The 20,120-nt window shown below is 42.5% G+C and carries 18 protein-coding genes and 1 riboswitch; of the genes, 12 read left to right on the forward strand and 6 right to left on the reverse strand.

The window, feature by feature from the left end:
• The first annotated feature begins 6 nt into the window (after nucleotides 1–6).
• The 3 genes from pruA to MHH68_RS01950 all read left to right on the forward strand — a co-directional run bounded on the left by pruA (nucleotide 7) and on the right by MHH68_RS01950 (nucleotide 4,333).
• A complete protein-coding gene (gene pruA / locus MHH68_RS01940) occupies nucleotides 7–1,554 on the forward strand; it encodes an L-glutamate gamma-semialdehyde dehydrogenase (RefSeq protein ID WP_058015278.1) in 1,548 nt (515 codons plus the stop codon).
• 125 nt (nucleotides 1,555–1,679) lie between these two features.
• On the forward strand, nucleotides 1,680–2,912 hold the full coding sequence (locus MHH68_RS01945) for a helix-turn-helix domain-containing protein (RefSeq protein WP_058015279.1): 1,233 nt from the start codon (nucleotides 1,680–1,682) through the stop codon (nucleotides 2,910–2,912).
• 122 nt (nucleotides 2,913–3,034) lie between these two features.
• Nucleotides 3,035–4,333 (forward strand): arsenic transporter, encoded by a 1,299-nt coding sequence (locus MHH68_RS01950; RefSeq protein WP_339164876.1) that lies wholly within the window; start codon nucleotides 3,035–3,037, stop codon nucleotides 4,331–4,333.
• A 46-nt stretch (nucleotides 4,334–4,379) separates the two neighbouring features.
• On the opposite strand, the gene MHH68_RS01955 is transcribed toward MHH68_RS01950, so the two are convergent.
• Both MHH68_RS01955 and MHH68_RS01960 read right to left on the reverse strand, forming a co-directional pair.
• Entirely contained in the window at nucleotides 4,380–5,057 is a 678-nt protein-coding gene (locus MHH68_RS01955; protein ID WP_144463120.1) for an amino acid ABC transporter permease, read from the reverse strand.
• 12 nt (nucleotides 5,058–5,069) lie between these two features.
• Complete coding sequence (locus MHH68_RS01960) at nucleotides 5,070–5,942, reverse strand: transporter substrate-binding domain-containing protein (protein WP_058015282.1); 873 nt, start codon at nucleotides 5,940–5,942, stop codon at nucleotides 5,070–5,072.
• Nucleotides 5,943–6,122: 180 nt separating this feature from the next.
• Between MHH68_RS01960 and MHH68_RS01965 the strand changes: the two genes are divergently transcribed.
• Nucleotides 6,123–6,452 carry a YckD family protein gene (locus MHH68_RS01965; RefSeq protein ID WP_339165778.1) on the forward strand — a complete coding sequence of 110 codons (330 nt, stop codon included), beginning with the start codon at nucleotides 6,123–6,125 and terminating at the stop codon, nucleotides 6,450–6,452.
• A gap of 49 nt (nucleotides 6,453–6,501) precedes the next feature.
• Here MHH68_RS01965 and MHH68_RS01970 read toward each other — a convergent pair whose 3' ends face one another.
• A complete protein-coding gene (locus tag MHH68_RS01970) occupies nucleotides 6,502–7,266 on the reverse strand; it encodes an MBL fold metallo-hydrolase (protein ID WP_061406708.1) in 765 nt (254 codons plus the stop codon).
• A 115-nt stretch (nucleotides 7,267–7,381) separates the two neighbouring features.
• Here MHH68_RS01970 and MHH68_RS01975 point away from each other — a divergent pair, with 115 nt between their 5' ends.
• Both MHH68_RS01975 and MHH68_RS01980 read left to right on the forward strand, forming a co-directional pair.
• Nucleotides 7,382–7,798, forward strand: coding sequence for an Lrp/AsnC family transcriptional regulator (locus MHH68_RS01975; protein WP_034664465.1), 417 nt, complete (start codon nucleotides 7,382–7,384; stop codon nucleotides 7,796–7,798).
• 29 nt (nucleotides 7,799–7,827) lie between these two features.
• On the forward strand, nucleotides 7,828–8,634 hold the full coding sequence (locus MHH68_RS01980; protein WP_058015285.1) for an AAC(3) family N-acetyltransferase: 807 nt from the start codon (nucleotides 7,828–7,830) through the stop codon (nucleotides 8,632–8,634).
• Between the two features lies 1 nt (nucleotide 8,635).
• Here the strand turns inward: MHH68_RS01980 and MHH68_RS01985 are convergent, their stop codons facing one another.
• The 3 genes from MHH68_RS01985 to MHH68_RS01995 all read right to left on the reverse strand — a co-directional run bounded on the left by MHH68_RS01985 (nucleotide 8,636) and on the right by MHH68_RS01995 (nucleotide 11,396).
• The gene (locus tag MHH68_RS01985) at nucleotides 8,636–9,022 is read right to left on the reverse strand and encodes a competence protein ComJ (protein WP_339164879.1); all 387 of its coding nucleotides are present in this window, start codon (nucleotides 9,020–9,022) and stop codon (nucleotides 8,636–8,638) included.
• A gap of 120 nt (nucleotides 9,023–9,142) precedes the next feature.
• Nucleotides 9,143–10,840 (reverse strand): methyl-accepting chemotaxis protein, encoded by a 1,698-nt coding sequence (locus MHH68_RS01990; RefSeq protein ID WP_339164881.1) that lies wholly within the window; start codon nucleotides 10,838–10,840, stop codon nucleotides 9,143–9,145.
• 127 nt (nucleotides 10,841–10,967) lie between these two features.
• Nucleotides 10,968–11,396, reverse strand: a complete 429-nt coding sequence (locus tag MHH68_RS01995; protein ID WP_169057407.1) for a NucA/NucB deoxyribonuclease domain-containing protein — start codon at nucleotides 11,394–11,396, stop codon at nucleotides 10,968–10,970.
• A gap of 367 nt (nucleotides 11,397–11,763) precedes the next feature.
• Here MHH68_RS01995 and MHH68_RS02000 point away from each other — a divergent pair, with 367 nt between their 5' ends.
• The 6 genes from MHH68_RS02000 to MHH68_RS02025 are packed head-to-tail and all read left to right on the forward strand — an operon-like array spanning nucleotide 11,764 to nucleotide 19,655.
• Nucleotides 11,764–13,833: a hydantoinase/oxoprolinase family protein gene (locus MHH68_RS02000; protein WP_144463110.1), complete on the forward strand. Its 2,070-nt coding sequence runs from the start codon at nucleotides 11,764–11,766 to the stop codon at nucleotides 13,831–13,833.
• Nucleotides 13,823–15,808, forward strand: a complete 1,986-nt coding sequence (locus MHH68_RS02005) for a hydantoinase B/oxoprolinase family protein (protein ID WP_144463108.1) — start codon at nucleotides 13,823–13,825, stop codon at nucleotides 15,806–15,808. The genes MHH68_RS02000 and MHH68_RS02005 overlap by 11 nt, the downstream gene beginning before the upstream one ends.
• Nucleotides 15,805–16,890, forward strand: a complete 1,086-nt coding sequence (locus MHH68_RS02010; protein ID WP_169057404.1) for an ABC transporter substrate-binding protein — start codon at nucleotides 15,805–15,807, stop codon at nucleotides 16,888–16,890. The genes MHH68_RS02005 and MHH68_RS02010 overlap by 4 nt, the downstream gene beginning before the upstream one ends.
• Before the next feature lie 8 nt (nucleotides 16,891–16,898).
• The gene (locus MHH68_RS02015; RefSeq protein ID WP_061406716.1) at nucleotides 16,899–17,990 is read left to right on the forward strand and encodes an ABC transporter ATP-binding protein; all 1,092 of its coding nucleotides are present in this window, start codon (nucleotides 16,899–16,901) and stop codon (nucleotides 17,988–17,990) included.
• The gene (locus MHH68_RS02020; protein ID WP_058015293.1) at nucleotides 17,990–18,859 is read left to right on the forward strand and encodes an ABC transporter permease; all 870 of its coding nucleotides are present in this window, start codon (nucleotides 17,990–17,992) and stop codon (nucleotides 18,857–18,859) included. Before MHH68_RS02015 ends, MHH68_RS02020 begins: the two co-directional genes overlap by 1 nt.
• A complete protein-coding gene (locus tag MHH68_RS02025; RefSeq protein WP_061406718.1) occupies nucleotides 18,852–19,655 on the forward strand; it encodes an ABC transporter permease in 804 nt (267 codons plus the stop codon). The genes MHH68_RS02020 and MHH68_RS02025 overlap by 8 nt, the downstream gene beginning before the upstream one ends.
• A 369-nt stretch (nucleotides 19,656–20,024) precedes the next feature.
• A riboswitch (cyclic di-GMP riboswitch) is annotated at nucleotides 20,025–20,117 on the forward strand.
• Nucleotides 20,118–20,120: the final 3 nt, after the last annotated feature.

Consider the following 20,120-nt stretch of genomic DNA (forward strand, 5'->3'; position numbering starts at 1 on the left):
ACAAAGATGACAACACCTTACAAACATGAACCATTCACGGATTTTAGCCAGGAAGAAAACCGCAAAGCGTTTGAACAAGCATTAGCAAAGGTAACAGAATCACTAGGTCAAACCTATCCGCTCGTGATTAATGGAGAAAGAATCGAAACGAAAGACCAAATTGTCTCGATCAATCCAGCGAAAAAGGATGAAGTCGTTGGAACCGTATCAAAGGCCGGAAAAGAAGAGGCAGAACAAGCGGTTCAGGCTGCGGCGAAAGCATTTGAAACTTGGCGTTATACGTCTCCAGAAGAAAGAGCCAGCGTCATCTTCCGTGCTGCGGCAAGCATTCGCCGTAAAAAGCATGAATATTCAGCCCTTCTTGTCAAAGAAGCAGGGAAGCCTTGGAATGAAGCGGACGCAGATACAGCAGAAGCGATCGACTTCCTTGAATATTATGCTCGTCAAATGCTGGAGCTGGCGAAAGGCAAACCAGTGAACAGCCGCGAAGGAGAACACAATCAATACGTATACACACCAACTGGCGTGACACTCGTCATTCCGCCGTGGAACTTCTTGTTTGCCATTATGGCAGGAACTACAGTAGCACCAATCGTGACAGGGAACACAGTTGTCTTAAAACCTGCTAGTGCAACCCCTGTGATTGCGGCACGTTTTGTGGAAGAGCTTGAGCAAGCAGGTCTTCCAAAGGGTGTGGTGAACTTTGTACCAGGAAGCGGAGCTGAAGTTGGAGATTATTTAGTCGATCACCCGAAAACAAGCCTGATTACATTCACTGGTTCAAGAGAAGTAGGGACACGTATCTTTGAACGCGCGGCAAAAGTCCAGCCAGGTCAGCAGCATTTAAAGCGTGTCATTGCTGAAATGGGCGGTAAGGATACAGTGGTTGTAGATGAGGATGCAGACGTCGAATTAGCGGCTAATGCCATTTTCACATCAGCCTTCGGTTTTTCAGGTCAGAAATGTTCAGCTGGATCTCGGGCTGTCGTCCACGAGAAGCTGTATGACCAAGTGATCGAGCGAGTGAAGGAAATCACAGAAACGAAAACAACAGCGAACCCTCTTTCTGCGGATGTCTACATGGGACCTGTCATTGATCAAGCGTCCTTTGACAAGATCACGGATTATATCGAGGTGGGCAAACAGGAAGGCCGCTTAGTGACTGGCGGAACGAGTGATGATTCGGAAGGATACTTCATTCACCCAACCATTTTTGCAGATCTTGAGCCAACATCTCGCTTGATGCAAGAAGAAATCTTTGGACCTGTCTTGGCCTTCTCGAAAGTGTCTAGCTTTGATGAGGCACTTGAAGTAGCCAACAACACGGAATATGGTTTGACAGGTGCTGTCATTACCAATAATCGTGATCATATCAACCGTGCGAAGCAGGAGTTCCATGTAGGGAACCTCTACTTTAACCGTAACTGCACAGGAGCCATCGTGGGATACCACCCATTCGGCGGATTCAAAATGTCAGGAACCGATTCAAAAGCAGGCGGTCCAGATTACCTAGCTCTACACATGCAGGCAAAAACGATTAGTGAAATGTTTTAAGTTGGAAAAGCATGAACCTGTGCACACGGGTTCATGCTTTTTTTGCTTGTCTACGACTTGTTTCTATGCAAATCTGTCCGGAAAGAAGTATGATAAATGTATTACTTAATCAGGGAGCAATCGGGATGGAAGAGATATTAGAAAAGCTTCATACATTTTTTGATGTCGATAAGTTAATTGCATTTATTAGCGGGTATTTAAAAAAACCTGTGATTTTAGAAAGCACAGAGTGTCAGCTCCTTGCTTATAATTCTTACAGCATTCAGCAGTTTGACCCAGTCAATCAGCAAACGATTTTCTCAAAGGAATGTCCGGGGTCTGTAGTCGATTGGTTAAAGAAAACAGGGGTTATCGAGCGGCTTCACAAGGAGTCAAAGCCTTTTTATGTGAGCGGTCATGACGAGCTCGGGTTTAATCGGCGGGTGGCTGTGAGTGCCAAGCACAAACAAGAGGTTGTGGGCTTTATTTGGGTGCAGGACATTGAGGATTCTCTCACGCAGGAGGAGCTGCAATTTTTGCATGAAGCTTCCTTTCAAGTGGGAAAAGTGATTTATAAGAATAAAAAACAGCTGGAGAAAAAGGAAGGCAAGATTGAAGAATTTTTCAAAAAGGTCATGGATGATCATTTTTATACAGAAGAAGAACTGAAGTGGGAGGCTGAGAATTTAAGCATCCCGCTGCCAGCGGTATTTACTGTCATGGTCGTACACGCTGCCGATAACAAAAGTGAGACGGCAGAAGATGTAAAGGATGTCATTCGAACGTATTTGCAGTTAGAAGATAAGGTGAATCACGTATACTCCGTTCAAGCCGACATTGTTGTGATATTGGGCAGCTTGTCAGACCGGCATTCACCGAAAGCCACTGCGGCTGACGTCATCGCTCACCTGCAATCGAAAGCGCATGCCCATCCTTCTCCATTGTATATTGGGATGGGGAGAGAGTATCGAGATGTCATGAAAATGAGCACAAGTCGATTTGAAGCGATAGAGGTCGTGAAGGCCGTGAAAATTGTGGGGGGACAAGAGCTGATTCCATATGATTACGAGAATCTGGGGGTTTTCCGATTCTTAGACTCGATTTACAGCCATCAAAAAAAGAAAAATGATTTCAATCCAGATTTGTTACGTTTGAAGGAAAAAGACCGTGAGAGCCAAACCTCATTTTTAAAAACGCTTGAAGTCTACTTGTTGAATAACTGCAAGCTAAAGCCAGCCGCAGAGCAGTTGTTTATTCATCAAAATACATTAAACTATCGAATGAAACAAATCTTTGAGATGACCTCAATCGATTTAAGTCACTTCAGTCAGCGATGTGAGTTATTTATTGAATTAATGCTGATGAAAAAAGATCAATAGTCATCGAATCCGCAGGTGCCCGTGATCACCTGCGGGTTTTCATGTGAAAAATGGCATACAACGGCTTCGCTACGTTGTATGATAGATAAGGATTTTATGAGAGAGTGAAAGGAGGACCACCTTTGGGAGCAGTCACCTTGGCTATTTTGATTTTCATCCTGACCCTCGTCCTTGTCATTTGGCAGCCAGGACGTTTAACCATTGGATGGTCAGCGTGTGGAGGCGCCATTCTTGCACTTGCCTTTGGTGTCGTTCATCTGGGCGATGTGTGGGAAGTGACGCAAATAGTATGGAACGCAACATTTGCGTTTATTGGCATCATTATTATTTCGTTAATTTTAGATGAAATCGGTTTTTTTGAATGGGCTGCACTGCATATGGCAAAAGCCGCAAAAGGGAACGGTGTCCGTATGTTTATTTATTTAACATTGCTTGGCGCTGTCGTTGCTGCTTTTTTTGCGAATGATGGAGCGGCTCTGATTTTGACCCCGATCGTCTTGTCTGTAGTGAGAGCGTTAAAGCTGGATGAGCGGATGATCCTGCCTTTTGTGATGGCGAGCGGCTTTATTGCAGATACAACCTCCTTGCCATTTGTCATTAGTAACTTGGTCAATATCGTATCAGCCGACTATTTTCATATTGGGTTTCTAGAATATACAGCAAACATGTTCGTGCCAAACCTTGTGTCGCTTGGAGCGAGCATGCTAGTGCTTTATGTGTTTTACCGAAAGCTCATCCCAAAAACATACGATCTGTCACAAGCGAAGGAACCGGCTTCAGCGATCCGGGATATCCGCATGTTCCGCTTGTCTTGGTATGTGCTTGGTTGTCTGCTTGTCGGTTATTTTGCAGGGGAACTCATTGGGATTCCGGTCTCCATCATTGTGGGCGGTATTGCCCTTGTTTTCTTGTGGCTGGCCAGAAGAAGTCCGCAAGTGGCAACAAAACGCGTCATAAAAGAAGCGCCATGGTCCATTGTCTTTTTCTCAATCGGCATGTATGTCGTTGTATATGGACTGAAGAATGTCGGTCTCACAGAAATATTGGCGGCATGGATCGAACAAGGAGCATCGCATGGCTTGCTTGCGGGAACGATGTTTATGGGTGTGCTTGCCGCAGTGCTGTCCTCAGTCATGAACAATCTGCCTACTGTGTTAATTGATGCGATTGCGATCGGTCATACAGATACAGCAGGCGTCATGAGAGACGGACTAATTTATGCCAATGTCATCGGCTCTAACCTTGGTCCGAAAATGACCCCTATCGGCTCATTGGCGACATTGCTATGGCTTCATGTTCTTAAGAAAAAAGGCGTCCATATCTCTTGGGGTGCATACATGAAAGCTGGAATCATCCTCACCATCCCGACCTTGATCCTTACTTTATTGGGGTTATATGCGTGGTTATGGTTCATACATTAAAGCTGAATATAAAAAAGAGCAGGTCGCTTGGATCTGCTCTTTTTTGTTACAGATATTTTGCATAGCGTTTTTCTAAAAAGTCCTGAAGCAATGAGACTACACTGCAAATGCCCCAGTAAATGAGGGCGACCAAAATATACATGGTCATATAATCGAATTCGCGCCCACCTACGATTTTTGCTTGCTGGAACAGCTCGGGTACAGTAATCATTGCAGCCAGTGAGGAGGCTTTGATTAAATCGAGCATGACATTGGCTAGTGGCGGCAGAGCGATGCGGACGGATTGAGGCAAAATGACACCGCGCATCGTTTGCCAATAGCTGAGACCTAGTGACTTGGCAGCTTCTACCTGTCCGCCCGGCACAGAGGAGAGAGCCGCCCGATTGATTTCTGCAATATAGGCAGCGCTATTGAAGCTGAATCCAATAATGGCAGCAGTGACCGCTGTAAACTCAATCCCGATATAAGGGAATCCAAAATAAAGAATAAACAAAATCACCAGAATGGGCACGCCACGCATGAATGAGATATACAGCCGTGCAGGCAGCCGAAGCATCCACGTATTCGCCATTCTGGCAAGCGCAATAAAAAAGCCAAGAATGGTACCAAAAAACATGCTCACAAAGGAAATGAGCAGCGTCAGCCAGATGCCTTTCATGACAAATGGAAATGACGCCTTTGCCAGTGCAGGATTAAATATATATTCTAAATGAATATCTCCCACGCTTGCGGCTCCTTATTTCGAAATGTCGACATCTTCGACATCAGCATCTATTTTCTTTGAAACGTCTGCATGATTAAAGAATTTTTCGGAAATCTTTTTCATGGTTCCGTCTTTTTTCATTTCTTTTAAGACACGATTTAATTCTTTTTGAAGCTCTGTGTTGTCTTTCTTCATCACAAAACCTTGTTCGTTTGGCATGTATTTTAAGTCAGGGTGAATCGTAATATTTAATTTCGGGAATGCAGCTAGAGCTAGTGTCTGCAAGTAATAATCATTGAGAATGACATCTGTACGACCGTTAGCGACATCCTTTAAGTATTGCTCATTTGTCGCATTATCATAAATAACTTCCTTCGCACCGTACTTGCGAGCGACATCCATATAAATCGTTGTGGCAGCACCAGCTGCTTTCTTTCCTTTTAAATCTTTTAACGTTTTAATGCCAGACAAATCATCTTTTCTTACGATCGCCGTGCCATAAGAATATTTATAAGGAGTTGAAAAGGCGAACTTATCTTTTCTGTCATCTGTGATGTCAATGTCATTTGCAGCGGCATCCACTTGACCAGAATTAATGGCGCTCAGCATGCCATCATAGCCCATTTCTTTAAATTCTACTTTCACATCAAGGCGTTTAAATGCTTCTTTGACCACTTCCACTTCATAACCAGTCAATTGATCCTTGCCATTAGCTGTATCATGATATGACGTTGGATAAAGGGTGCCTGAAGTAGCAACCACGATTTTCCCTTTCTTTTGAATCTCATCCCACTTTGAATCTTTAGACTGTGAAGAGCCTGATTGACTGCAAGCAGACAAGACAAGTATGAAAGCAGACACAACAAGCATTACCCAGATCGATTTTCTATGATAAAAACGACTCATTTAAGAATCCTCCTCTATTTTTTATACAAAACAAAACATAGCACGCTTTTTCTGTTAGGACAACGTTTTCAGAAGAAAAGCGAAAAAGTAAGAATATTATGTGCAATTTGCGCGATGAAATAATGTATAAAAAAGGAAAGTGCGTACAAAATAAATGCGTATAAAGGAGGGAAGAACATGATGAAAAAAATAAGTGACTTGATCATATTATCGATGATGCTGTTGTCTGGTTTTTATATGGAAACAGCTCATGGAGAAACACCCCAAATGGAAAAGCGTCCAGTAACGCATCAAGTAAAACTAACGACAGAACAACAAAAACAAATTGAAACGCTTGAGCAGCAAATTCTTTCTAAGCGAAAAGAAGTGATTGAGAAATATGTCCAATATGGTGTGTTAACAAAGGAACAAGGTACACATATTACGAAGCGAATGGATGAGCATTACAATCATTTGAAAAACAACGGATTTGTGCCATTGTTGAAAAAACCACAGCACCATCGACCATAAGGATGAAACCGGCAGCGAGGTGCCGGTTTTTTATTGTTTGAGATTCTTTTCAGAAGGTGAGACTTTCACCATCTTGAGGGACAAAAATGGCTTGTTCTGCTTGATGCTCCTGAATGTAAGCTTGTAAAGAAGCTCTTGTTAGCAAGCAGTGATTCACTGCCTCAAGGTGACAAGCGACAATTTGTGCTGTTGGGTGAGAATGGTGAACCTCTAAAATGTCTTCCTTCGTCATCGTAATCGGATCGCCTTCTAAAAATTGAGCAGCTCCGCTATTGACCACAATGACATCTGGCTTGCAAGTATTGACAACCTCCTTCGGTTCATCACACCAAATGGTATCACCTGCAATGTAAAGGATAGGTTCATCAGGGTGAGAGAAAACAAAACCGCTGACTTGTCCCATCCGCTTCGCTGTTTCTCCTGTCCCATGCTGTCCACCTGTCCGCTGAATATGAACACCACAAATGTCTATTTCATCTTCAATGCAAATGACATGCTCGAAACCGGCTTCTTCAACGTCTTTTTTGTCATTCTCCGATTGCGTATAAATGGGCTGGTTTTGGGCTAATTTTTGTTTCGCCTCGTCATCAAAGTGATCCACGTGCAAATGAGTGAGTAAGACAGCATCTGGGTGTAGCAAGTTGTCTAAGTCAATGTTTACAGGCAGATCAACAATCGGATTGTTCAAATGTTGATTGGCTGTATGAGGAAACGGTGGATATGTTCCTTTTGCTGCTAAAAAAGGATCAATGAAGAAAGTTGCCTGCCCATATTCAAGGTATAAAGTAGCATTCCGAATGAGCGTGATTTTCATGAAAAGGCCTCCTTTTTTTCTGATTAAGTTTACAGTATATTAAAAGAGTTCCATGTGACAGAGGGTAATGAAAGTCTTTCATCAGAGGGACTTGATTTTTGAAAGAGGTGAGCCAATGTTAGACCAAACCGATATGGATATTTTAAAAGAGCTCTCAAAAAACAGTCGATTAACCATGAAAGCGCTAGGTGAAAAAGTTCATTTAACGGGCCAAGCTGTTGCAAATCGAGTGTTAAAGCTTGAAGAAGAGGGTGTGATTGAAGCATATACCATTTCGATTGACTGGCGAACGCAAAAGACCATCCAAACATTTATGCAGCTCTATACCCGAAGTCATCATCACGAACCACTTCTGTCATTTCTCGACCAACAGGAAGAGATCAAGAATTTATTTAAAATAAGTGGTGAGGGCTGTTATATGGCTGAAGGCCATTTCTCCAGTCATGATGAACTGGATCTGTTTTTAACGGAGCTGACAAATTACGCAAATTATAAACTGTCTATTGCGGTTAAGCGTCTCATTCATCAGTAAAAGAAGAGACGCAGGAGGATAAGGAAACGATGAAAAAATTAATCGAAAATCAAGCTGAACCGGTGACAAAGGAAAAAATCAAAGCAGACTTGGTTCAACTTGGTGTGGAAAAAGGCATGATTTTATGTGTTCACTCATCTTTATCATCTATCGGCTGGGTAAACGGTGGCGCTGTTGCCCTCATACAAGCATTGATGGAAACCTTAACAGAAGAGGGGACACTGATCATGCCGGCACAAACGTTAGAGCTTTCTGATCCCGCTGATTGGATCGATCCGCCTGTTCCTTTTTCATGGTGGAAATCGATCAAAGACACGATGCCTGCATTTGATCCAGCTTACTCGATGCCAACAGCAATGGGAAAGGTAGTAGAAACGTTTTGGAAATACCCAGGCGTGGCGAGAAGCAATCACCCTCATTTTTCATTCACAGCTTGGGGGAAGAAGAAACATGAGCTTCTGAAACACCACGCACTTTCTTTTGGATTAGGAGAACATTCGCCTCTAGCCCGCATGTATGAGCTTCAGGCTCAGGTGCTGCTGATTGGTACGTCTTTTGAAAGTCTGACAGCTTTCCATCTGGCTGAATATCGCATCCCTCAGCAAGACCTCATGACAAGAGGAGCTCCCATCTTAGAAAATGGATGGAGAGTATGGAAAGAATACCAGGATATTATCACAAGAGAAGAACTATTTGAGCAGATCGGCCGTGACTTTCTGCAATCAGGAGGCACTCATCATCACGGACAAATCGGGCTTGCCAGTTCATATTTATTACCGATGAAAGAATCGGTAGACTTTGCGGAAAAGTGGCTTGATTTGTACGATCAGTCGTGATCTACACAGTTTGGAAATTGATATGATAAAGGTCTTGATCAGGCTGCTGTGAAGTATAGCAGGTGAGCTGATAGTCTCCCTTTGGAATAGGGAAAGACAGTACCTGAGCCATGACGCTTGTGATATAAACTTGATCGCTTGCATGCGTAAAAGGTACTGTGACTGTTCTGTCAGCCGAGGCTGGGGGCATATCGCTATTTAAAGTAACAGTAACAGATGCTTTTCCGTTGTTGACCCCTTCAAAGGATACACCGTGATCTCCCATGGCGAATCCTTGAAGAATGTCATCATCTGACCAGTCAATCACAGGTGGTGTTTTGTTTCCGCTGTATACGGTGATTTGATGATAGGAGATAGATAGGGAATAGGCTTGGTTTAAGTTATTCATTTAAAAAACCCCTTTATACATAGATTTTCGTTGGAATGTGAATGGTTGAAAGAGTGAATCTTGAAGAGAATGTTAGGCAGCAAGACGATTGTCGCCGTCTTGCGCTTCTATATGAGGAATCTAGATGTGAAATTGTGAAACCATTGCTTTTAAATCTCCTGCTAAATGAGCAAGAGCTTCTGATGAAGCAGTTACTTCTTCCATTGCGGCAAATTGTTCTTCTGTTAAGCCGGCTACTTGCTGTGAATGTTCACTCGTTAGTTTAACCACTTCTGTAATAGTGGCAAAGGATTGTTTCGCATCGTTTGTATAAGCTGCGATTTTTTGTGATGCACTAGATAAATGCTTGATGCCATCTGCCATTTCTCTCATTGACTGTTGAATATCAATAAATGATTCTTCTGTATGAGAAATAAGTACAGACCCTTGAGCCGCTTCCTCTCTTACTCGTTTGATCGCATTTGTTGAATGAGTCATCTCTTTTTGGATTTCAGAAATGAGATGGGAAATCATATTTGATGAGGCTTGAGATTCTTCAGCGAGCTTTCTCACTTCGTCTGCGACAACTGCAAATCCTTTCCCATGCTCGCCTGCTCGTGCTGCTTCAATTGCTGCGTTAAGAGCAAGCAGGTTGGTTTGGTTAGCGATGTCTGTAATAATATGGGAAATATGATCAATTTCAGCCGAACGTGTTTCTAATGCTTGAATGGCTGTCCCATTTTCCTCTATTGATTGTGCAATAGATGTCATTTGTGAGTTTACTTCCCCAATATTCTCCACACCTTTTAGGGCCATTTCTTGTGCAAATTGACTTCTTGAAGCCATTTGCCCTGCATTTTCCGTGATGTTTGCCAACTCGTTAGATACTTGAATCATCGTGTGCACACTTGTTGTCATTTGAGTTGACTGTTCTTCTGATGAATGAGCGACTTCTTGAATACTATGGGTGATTTTTTCGGATGCTGCACTTGTTTCTTCTGCACTAGCTGACAGCTGTTCAGATGAGGTTGCCACTAATTCAGATGTGTTCATCACATTAAGAATGGTGTGATTTAATTTTTCCCGCATCTTATTGAAATGATCAGCCAAATCAGACAGTTCGTCGCCTGCTGTATCTGTCACATTGATGGTCAAATTTCCTTCACCTGCACTCTTAATGGCAGAAGCCATAAGCTTGAGACGGGTTTGAATCCGCTTTGTGAAAATAGAAATAATGATTACAGCAACGATTAAGCTTAACAACAGAACAATGAAAAATTGAATGTAGAATGACTGAAGCATTTGTGAAATCATGCTTTGGTTGGCACCCGTATAAAAAATACCGATCGTTTCACCTGCATCATTTTTGATTGGCATATAAGCCGTTTGGTAGTCTTTCCCAGCAACATTTGCTGTGCCGTAATAGTTTTCACCTTTATCTAATACAGTGGCCTTCACTTCTGGTGAAACTTGTGTACCGACAGCTCGTTTTCCGTTTAACATGACATTCGTTGCAACACGGGTATTTCCTTGGAATATTGTGATGGTATCATCGGTGTATTCTGCTAAATGGTCGACCAATGTATCATGATCATTGATTTGGGTATTCCCTTTGTAAAGCTTTCCATCTTTTATCTGCCACGAGCCTGCTACTTTTTCATCTAGGTAGGCATAGCCTAGCTTTAAATCACCTTTTGCTTTTTCAGTGGCCATGTGCTTGATGTTTTCTGTCATTTCACGATTCACCACATAACCAACAATTGCTGAGAAGATAATGATGACACTTAAAAAGATCAGCAAAATTTTGGCACCAAGCCTCAGTTTTCCCTTTTTCTTCATGCTTTTTGACTCCTTTAGGTATAAGGTAGGATAAACCTCCTTAAGGATTATCGGCATGAAAAAAATGTTTGAAATACCTGTAAGCAGTTACGAGGAAATTTTTTTTAGATAGAAAAGGGTCATGTCGTTAATCGATGATAAATTGTATTCTTGTGCCGTCAGGATCATCTGATAATTGATGACCGACCCATGAGCCTGCTCCTCTATTATCTGAAGGACTAATGTATTTGACTGAAGCTCCTGTTCCTCCTTCCTTACACATCGCCATCGGCCATTCGTCCCGATCATATCCGCGCTTTGTTGGGATGCCATGAAGTGATTGTTCTCTTTGTTCATCGCTATGTTTACGGTCAATTGTACATACGGATGAATGGCCTTCATCAATTGCCTCTTCTATGTGCTTCGCGGTTTCGGGGTAACGATCTGATGGGAAGTGAATCGTTTTGTCATAAGATGAATTCGTCGTCTCTTGTTTACCTTGCTCCAGCTGAATATAGCCTGTTGCTACACCAACGATGATCAGTAAAAGCAAGAGAATGATTTTAAGAAGTTTCATAGATGCTAGCTCTCTTTCTTGTTTGCGTATTTTGTAAACAGAAGTATAGCAGAATTACTTACCAATTTCTCCTGGTTTTGAAAAAACGCCTTTTAAAGTTCGAAAAACGGTTTTTATCCGTTTTCTTGCTTTTCACATTTAAAAAAATTCATAAAAATTTTAATTTTTCAGTTCATAAAAAGATTATGCTTTATCAAAATGGCTTTATCACTGCTTTTTGGGCTAATTTCAAGAATTTAACACACAGAAATTTTAAAAAAATAAAATTGACTAGACCGATATGCTTTAATAATATGGAGTCAAATATCAAAAAATGTCGTAATTTATCAAAATATCATTCTATTTACATTGTAGGAGGGAAGTACAAATGGCGGATGTCTCTTATCGGCTTGGTATAGACATAGGCGGAACATTTACTGACTTATCGCTGATGAATGAAGCAACAGGGGCGTTAACTGAGCTCAAAACACCCACAGTGACTGACGACCCAGCTCAGGGAATTATCAATGGGCTAAAACTTCTAAAAGACAGAGGTGTTGATTTATCTAAAATCCAATATCTCGTACATGGCATGACAATCGGTCTTAATACATTGTTGCAGAGAAAAGGAGCAGATTTGGCCCTTTTTGTGACGGAAGGCTTTCAAGACATATTGTCACTACAGCGTTTACGACTACCCATTCCTTATGACTTCAATTCTCGTTTGCCAGAACCATTAATACCACGAAAGCACGTATATCCAATCTCTGAAAGGTTGATACACGATGGTACGATCAAAAAACCTCTCCATCTGCAGCAATTAGATCATGCTGTCCAGCAGGTCATGTCTAAAGGGCTAGCAGGTATTGTCATTTCTTTTTTACATAGCTATCAAAATCCAGTTCACGAATTACAGGCAAAAGCCTATATCAAACACCATTATCCGCAATTAGAAGTCCTTACTTCATCTGAATTATGGCCCCAAATGAGAGAATACGAGCGTACCGTGATGTCTGTTGTCAATTTGTACATCCAACCAAAGGTGAAACAGTATTTACAAACATTGAAAAGCCGTTTGAAAGAAGAAGGTGTACCAATTTCTCCATACATTACCCAATCAAATGGTGGTTTAATGGATGCAGAAAGTGCAGCAACTTCACCAGTTAAAACACTTTTTTCTGGTCCGGCAGCTGGTGTCATTGGTGCGGCAAGAATTGCAGCTTCTGCAAACGAATCCAATCTCATCACGTTTGATGTTGGGGGGACGAGTGCAGATATTTCCATTATTCAAAATGGACAGCCTACAATGGCTCAGTCAAATCAGCTTTCAGGTTTTCCTATCATTCTTCCATCTGTTGCGATGTATTCAATAGGGGCAGGCGGGGGTTCTGTTGCATGGATTGATCAGGGCGGGCTTCTCAAAGCAGGACCAGAATCAGTCGGCTCACAGCCGGGACCTGCTTCGTATGGTAAGGGAATAAAAGCCGCTTTAACTGACGCGTTCCTCATATGTGGTTATCTCAATCAAGAGCGTTTTGCCGGAGGACATCTACAACTACAGCGGTCCGCGGCGGAAAAGGCCTTTCAGCCAATTGCTGACCAGCTCAACAAAAAGGTAGAAGAAGCGGCTGACCAGCTGATTCAAGTAGCTGTCGCCAATATGTACACAGAATTAAGCAATGTCATGGAGCAGCAAGGGTTTGACCCAAGAGATTTTAGTTTACTAGCGTTTGGCGGAGCAGGACCAGTTGTAGCGAATTTCCTTGCGCGAGAAATTCATGCGAAAAACGTGGTCGTTCCTCCAAGTCCAGGAACATTATGTGCATTAGGTGCCCTGAACGCTGATTTTATTCATGATGCGGTGCTGTCAAAGAAGATATGCTTACAAGACTACTCGATAGATCAACTAAAACAAGATTATGAGATGCTTTCTCGAAAAGCGACTGATTGGTTCAGTCAGCAGAACATTCAGCATATTAAACAGACATCCATTCTATTATTGGCAGATGCACGTTATCAAGGACAAGCCTTTGAGATTGAATTACCATTATCAGCTGAATGGCTGAAGCAAGAACAAGATATCCATCAACTCGTTGAAGCCTTTCACAAACTACATCAACGTCAATATGGTCATAGAGATGATCAGGCGAACATCGAGTTCACTCATTTACGAGTTCGAGTTATAGGCGAGACGCCGCCGCTGCCTTTCACACCTGTTCATGAAAGCAGCGGACAATCTTTGAAGCCACATGAATTCAGGCGAATCTTTATAGAAGAAAAAGAATATGAAGCAGCTATTTATTACAGAAATACTTTGTCAGTAGGTTCTGTCATTAATGGACCTGCCATCATTGAGCAGGATGATACGACAACATTGATTCTGCCAAATTGGGCAGGCAGCATTGATCAATCAGGGAACTTGGTGATTTCAAGGGAGGCGGCTTTACATGAGAACTGATCCAGCAAAGCTTGAGATGATGCGCAGTTATTTTAATGCAATTGCATCTGGCATGGGACATGTCATTGAGCGGACGTCTTTTACGACTTTCGTTAAAGAATCAGCTGACTTTGCGACAGCGTTAGCCACGCCTTCTGGAGATTTCTTTGTTTATCCGAAGACAGTGGGTGTCACGATCTTTTTAGGGCTGAGTCTTAAAAAAGCGATTGATGAGAGCGGACCGATGCAGCCAGGAGATATTATCATCACAAATGACCCTTATACGACAGATGGTTTAGCGACTCACCTGCCGGATGTCCATATCATTAAGCCGATTTTCGTAGATGGTGAAATTGTCAGTTATGCTTGGTCTTTTGTTCATGTAAGTGATGTGGGCGGACTTGTGCCCTCGAGTATTTCACCGACAGCGACAGATATTCATCAAGAAGGATTAAGAATACCGCCAGTGAAAATTTATGAAGGCGGAAAAGAGAATCAGGTTGTTCGTACTTTTTTAAGAGCCAACAGCCGAGCTGGTCATTTAAATGATGGGGATATCAATGCAATGATTGCTGCAGTAAATACAGCAGAAATTCGGTTAAAAGAAATGATCGGGAAATTTGGAATAAATGAAGTGAAACAAGGAATGATGGACCTCCTGAAACAAGCTGAGGTTCGTGCAGGAAAGGTCATTGAAGCCATTCCGGACGGAACGAGTGAATTCGCTGATTATTTAGATGACGATATGATTTCAGATGTGCCGATCCGGTTGAAAATCAAGTTAACGGTGAAAGGAAAGCGGCTGACGCTTGATTTTTCTGAGTGTGACCCGCAAGTGAAAACAGCTTTTAACCTTGTCACCAATGGTCAGAAGCATTCCTTTCTATATCAAGGATTGATTAATTACATTATTAGTAAAGATCCCTTTATACCGATTAATGGCGGAATCACATTTCCGATTGAAGTGATTTCACCTAAAGGGACGCTAGTGCATCCAGAATACCCGGCTTCTGTTGGTATTCGGCATTCGATTACGATGAGGCTGTTCAATGTCGTGCTAGGCGCCATAGGTAAGCTGTTACCCGAAGCTGTGCCGGCAGCAGGTGCAGGTCAATCTGCCATTGTTGTTCTCTCTGTTCCTGATAATCAAACAGGTGGCAGGAAAATGTCTGTTGTTGAACCATTAGGCGGAGGCGGCGGTGCTCAAAATGGAACGGATGGAGTAGATGGTATTGATCATTCGTCTGGCTTTTTGAAAAATACACCCATTGAGAGCTTAGAACAGCATATTGATATTCATGTTCACCGATATGAGCTTTTGCCAAATACAGGCGGAGCAGGAGAAAACAGAGGTGGACATGCGATTGGTTTGGAATTTGAAATGATCAAGCCTGAATCCATGGTGACCGCACGAGGTATGGAACGGATGAAGTTTCAGCCTTGGGGATTAATGGGCGGCCGAGCGGGAGCTATCGGTGAGGTCAAACTGGTCACAGCAAAAGGTGAAAAACAAGACCAGCCGAAAATAGATGTTCTACGACTTGAAAAAGGCGATATTGTGCAATTGATATCACCAAGTGGAGGCGGATGGGGAAATCCATTTGCAAGAGAGAAAGAAAAAGTCCTTCATGAAGTAGAAGCAGGTTTATTAAGTGAAGAAAGAGCGCTACAGCAATATGGCGTTAAAGTGTATCTAGACCAAAATGAATGGAAGATTGATGAAGAGCAAACGAATCAGCTTCGTGAAAAGGGTAATCACCCTGCTCATATCATGTGGGATGTCGGAGAACACAGAGAAGCTTATGAGAAAGTATGGACGGATGAAGCCAGCAGCGAGCTTGCTGTGCGGCTGCGCTCCTACCCAGCTAACGAACGTACACATTATAAACATGCAGTTCATCAATATTTCAGTCATAGAAATGAGCCGTTAACAAAGAAAGATATTATTCAAGCACTTCGTCATATGGATGGACAAAAAGGGGGAAATGAATCATGAAAAGAAGATTAATCACTATTTTTGCAGGTGTTCTGTCATTGATTCTACTGCTGACAGCTTGCGGTGGGAATGGACAGGATCAAGGTAAACAGCAGCAGACTGTGATCGTTGGCGTATACGGAGGCGATTGGGAAAAGAATATCAAACCGATCCTCGAAAAGTTTGAAAAAGATACGGGAATTAAAGTCCAAACAGTCTCTGGTGCGGATTCTGAATGGTTTACAAAATTAAAAGCGTCAAATGGTAAAAATCCACCGTATGACCTACTTATTTTACAGCCTGATACGATTCAAAGAGGCATTGCAGCAAACGTTCTTGCACCTATCGATGAAGATCAAGCACCGAATGTTAAAAAACTTTACCGCTCTGTTCAGAAGAAGCTCACTGTTGATGGGAAACAATATGCAGCAGGCTTTAGCATGGGGCAGCTCGGGATTGCTTATAGAAAAGACCTCGTAAAGCAGGAACCAAACAGCTGGACTGACCTATGGAGCAGTCAGCTAAAAGGGAAGGTAGCCATTTCATCGCCAACTTATTCAGCAGGGTTACAATTTTTCTCTGCGCTTGTCCATGCTCAAGGGGGGACAGAATCAAATCCTAAGGATATTGATAAAGCCTTTAAAAGCCTTTCGCAATTAAAAGGGCATGTTGCTGCTTTTCCAGATAATCCAGGGTCTATTCAAACCTTGTTAGAACGTGGTGACGTCGCAGCAGTTCCATATTGGGATGGACGATCATTTGCACTTGAAGAAGAAGGTATGAATATTGGTTTCTCCTATCCAAAAGAAGGTGCTGTTGCAGCAGTTGCGAGCTGGGCTTTAACGAAGGGAAGTCAGCATGAAGAAGCGGCTTACAAACTATTAAACTATTTAAGTGGAAAAGAAGCTCAGGAAGCTTTCTCGGAAAAATCTTATTATGGTATGTCGAATTCTGATGTGAAATACGGTGACAAGATTAGGGGGAAGGTCAAGGTTGGAGAGAATTATTATAGCAAGCTGACTTGGGTAGATTACGAAACAGCAACTTCGGAGCTGGGCAATTGGACAAATCGATGGAACGAAGTATTAGGTGGAGGAAAATAGGTGATCGTATGAGTGGAATTCATTTAGAACATATCAGCCAGCATTTCGGCGAGCAGATTGCTCTTAACGATGTCAGTCTTACGGTGAATGAGGGGGAGTTTTTCTCCCTTCTTGGTCCTAGCGGCTGCGGGAAATCAACGTTATTAAACATCATTGGAGGTTTTTTAGAGCCAACAAAAGGTGTCGTCTATATTGGTGATCAGGATGTGACGAATTTACCACCTTATCAAAGAAAAACGGGTATGGTTTTTCAAAGCTATGCACTCTTTCCGCATCTGACCGTCTTTGATAATGTGGCGTATGGGTTAAAGGTTCAAAAGAAAAAGAAGGCAGAAATCAAAGAGAAGGTAATGGAGAGCTTGTCTCTTGTGCAATTAGAAGCGTTTGCGAAACGTATGCCGCATCAATTAAGTGGTGGACAGCAGCAGCGGGTAGCGATTGCAAGAGCGCTTGCGATTCAGCCATCTGTTCTTCTTCTTGATGAACCGCTCAGCAACCTAGATGCAAAACTAAGGAAAAACATGCAGACAGAGCTTAGAAATATTCAAAGGAATGTCGGAATTACCACCATTCTCGTGACCCATGATCAAGAGGAAGCACTGAGTCTTTCCGATCGGGTTGGGATTTTAGGAGAGGGGAAAATCCAGCAGATCGGGACGCCTTTAGAGGTGTACCGACAGCCAAACAATCGATTTGTTGCTGAATTTATCGGACAAGTGAACCTATTTGAGGCAGTCTATGATGAAGCAAGTGCTGCATTTATCGTTCCTCATTTAATCCAGTCAAACGGGCAGGAAGTTCAGTTAAAGGCAGCGGCACACCAAGAGAAGAAGGAAAATCAGTTGCTCATGCTCCGTCCAGAAAGAATCAGCATATCTTCTGAGCGGGGAGGCGTTCAGTCCAACCATGTATCAGGCGTGCTGACAGATGTCAGTTATATTGGTCACTCATTACGTTTGGTGGTGGGACTCGATAGAGGTGAAATGATTGTTCATGCTACTGATGCGGCATTTCCAGAGCTGCCGAAAGCTGGAGAAGCTATTCATATCAATTGGCAGCCTGAAGATATCGTTTTCCTAGATTCGAAGGTGCATACGTGATGCGTATCAAGAAAAAGAATCAGCGATTTCATTGGTTCATGCTGCTGCCAGCGTGTTTGTTTCTTGTTGTATTTCTTCTAGTGCCGCTTGTGATGATGTTCGTCCTCAGTTTTCGCGACGTGGATTCAATGATGAACACATTACAAACGTATAGCTTTTCTCAATATATTCATGTGTTTACGACAGATGCGTATGTGAAGGCGATTGGAAGTACAGTGTGGGTAGCCTTGCAGACAACAGTGATTTGTTTAGTGATGGCATACCCAGCAGCATACGTGCTCGTCAAGGCACCTCATCCACGTCTGCGGGCATTTTTCTATATCTTACTTGTCTCGCCGCTTTTGACAAGCGTTGTAATTCGGACGTTTGCGTGGATTGTCCTTCTTTCACAAAATGGTTTGATCAATGGCATGTTATTAGATTTACATGTGATTGAGAAGCCGCTCTCTATGCTGTGGAATATGAATGCGGTGATTATTGCTTATGTTCAGGTCATGCTGCCTTTTGCAGTGCTGCCTATCGCGACGAGCTTAACCGATATGGATCGTCATTTACGACCGGCTTCTATGAGTCTAGGAGCTGGACGAATTCGAACCTTCTTTCATGTGACTTTTCCACTAACCATTCCAGGGATGGTGACTGGGGCTATTATTGTCTTTTCGCTGGCAGCTGGGAGCTATATCACTCCGCTCTTAGTCGGCGGAAGAATGCAGCCGCTGCTGCCGCTGTCTATTTATCAGCAAGTCATGCAGGTGTATAACTTGCCTCTTGCTGCAGCGATGTCCTTTACGTTATTGGTTTGTGTGCTTGTCGTGGTCAGTTTATTAAGCTATCTATTGAAGCGTTGGGAGGCGAGGATGCATGCGTAAAAAATCATTTGGTGATCGCTTGCTTTCAATCCTGATTTGGACTGCTGGGTCATTGGTTTATCTCTTTTTGACCATACCTGTTCTTGTCATCGTCTTATCTGCTTTTAGTCCAAATGCCTTCCCTGAATTTCCGCCGACTTCGTTCTCTGTTCGTTGGTTTCAAGAGGTCGTGTCGAATCCAGAATGGATGGAGTCTCTGCGTATCAGTGTGATTTTGCTAATCATCGTAACGCCTCTCACGGTTCTTTTAGGCACGATGGCTTCATATGCTTTAGCAAGGCTTTCCTTTAAGGGAAAGGAGGCGATTCAAGCCTTCATTTTGTCACCTCTTATGATCCCTCAAGTAGTGTTAGGGATTGCCATGCTCTATTTGTTTACGGCTATGGGGTTTACAGGATCTTTGTGGGCGCTTGTCATAGGTCACGTCATCATTGGCTTTCCCTATGTGGTTCGAACAGTAGGCGTCAGTGTCTCGAATTTGGACCCGCGGCTTGAGTTAGCTTCAATGAATCTTGGCGCAGGACCTATTCGCACATTCTTTCGAGTGACGCTGCCTTTGATAAAGCCAGGAATTATTGCAGGCGGGGTATTTTCAGCCGTGACGTCATTTGGGGAAATATCGATCAGTTTGTTCGTTTCCTCTCCCCAAACGATTACAATTCCCGTCAGGACGTTTAATTACATTGAGCAAACCTTTGATCCGAGTGTCAATGCGATATCTGTCATATTTATTATCATTTCTATCATTGCGTTGCTCATTATTGAAAAAACAATTGGCCTGTCTAAGGTGATGTAAATATAATGAAGAAACAAGGGAGCTGTCATTTGAAATGGCAGCTCTTTTTGTGTTGTTTTTACGGTAAATATTTTCAATTTTTTAGGGAATATAGTTCTTAAGATTTAAGAAATTGCGGAGGATGAAAGGAGACCTCTATCCTACATTTTCGGTCATATTTACAAAATTTAAGGAAAAACATGAAATTTTTGCGGTATTTAGTCGATTATTTTCGGTTGAACGCAACTATTATTAGTTATTTTCGGTAAATATCGTAAATTATTATGTGATTCATTCGGTATAACGCATGAATCTTTACACCCATTTTTCGGTGAAAAAAACAATAATTTCATATAAAGTGGACGTAAATAGAAAATATTTAAAAAGAAAAGAAGAAAAAGGCAAATCTATGGAAACGTAGAGACGCAAAGCCATGTCCTAAGGTGAAAGTTGTTTTTTTACTATGGTCGGCAGGTTACCGAATCA

Source organism: Bacillus sp. FSL K6-2841 (assembly GCF_037976435.1).
In the GTDB taxonomy this organism is placed as follows: domain Bacteria; phylum Bacillota; class Bacilli; order Bacillales; family Bacillaceae; genus Bacillus; species Bacillus pumilus.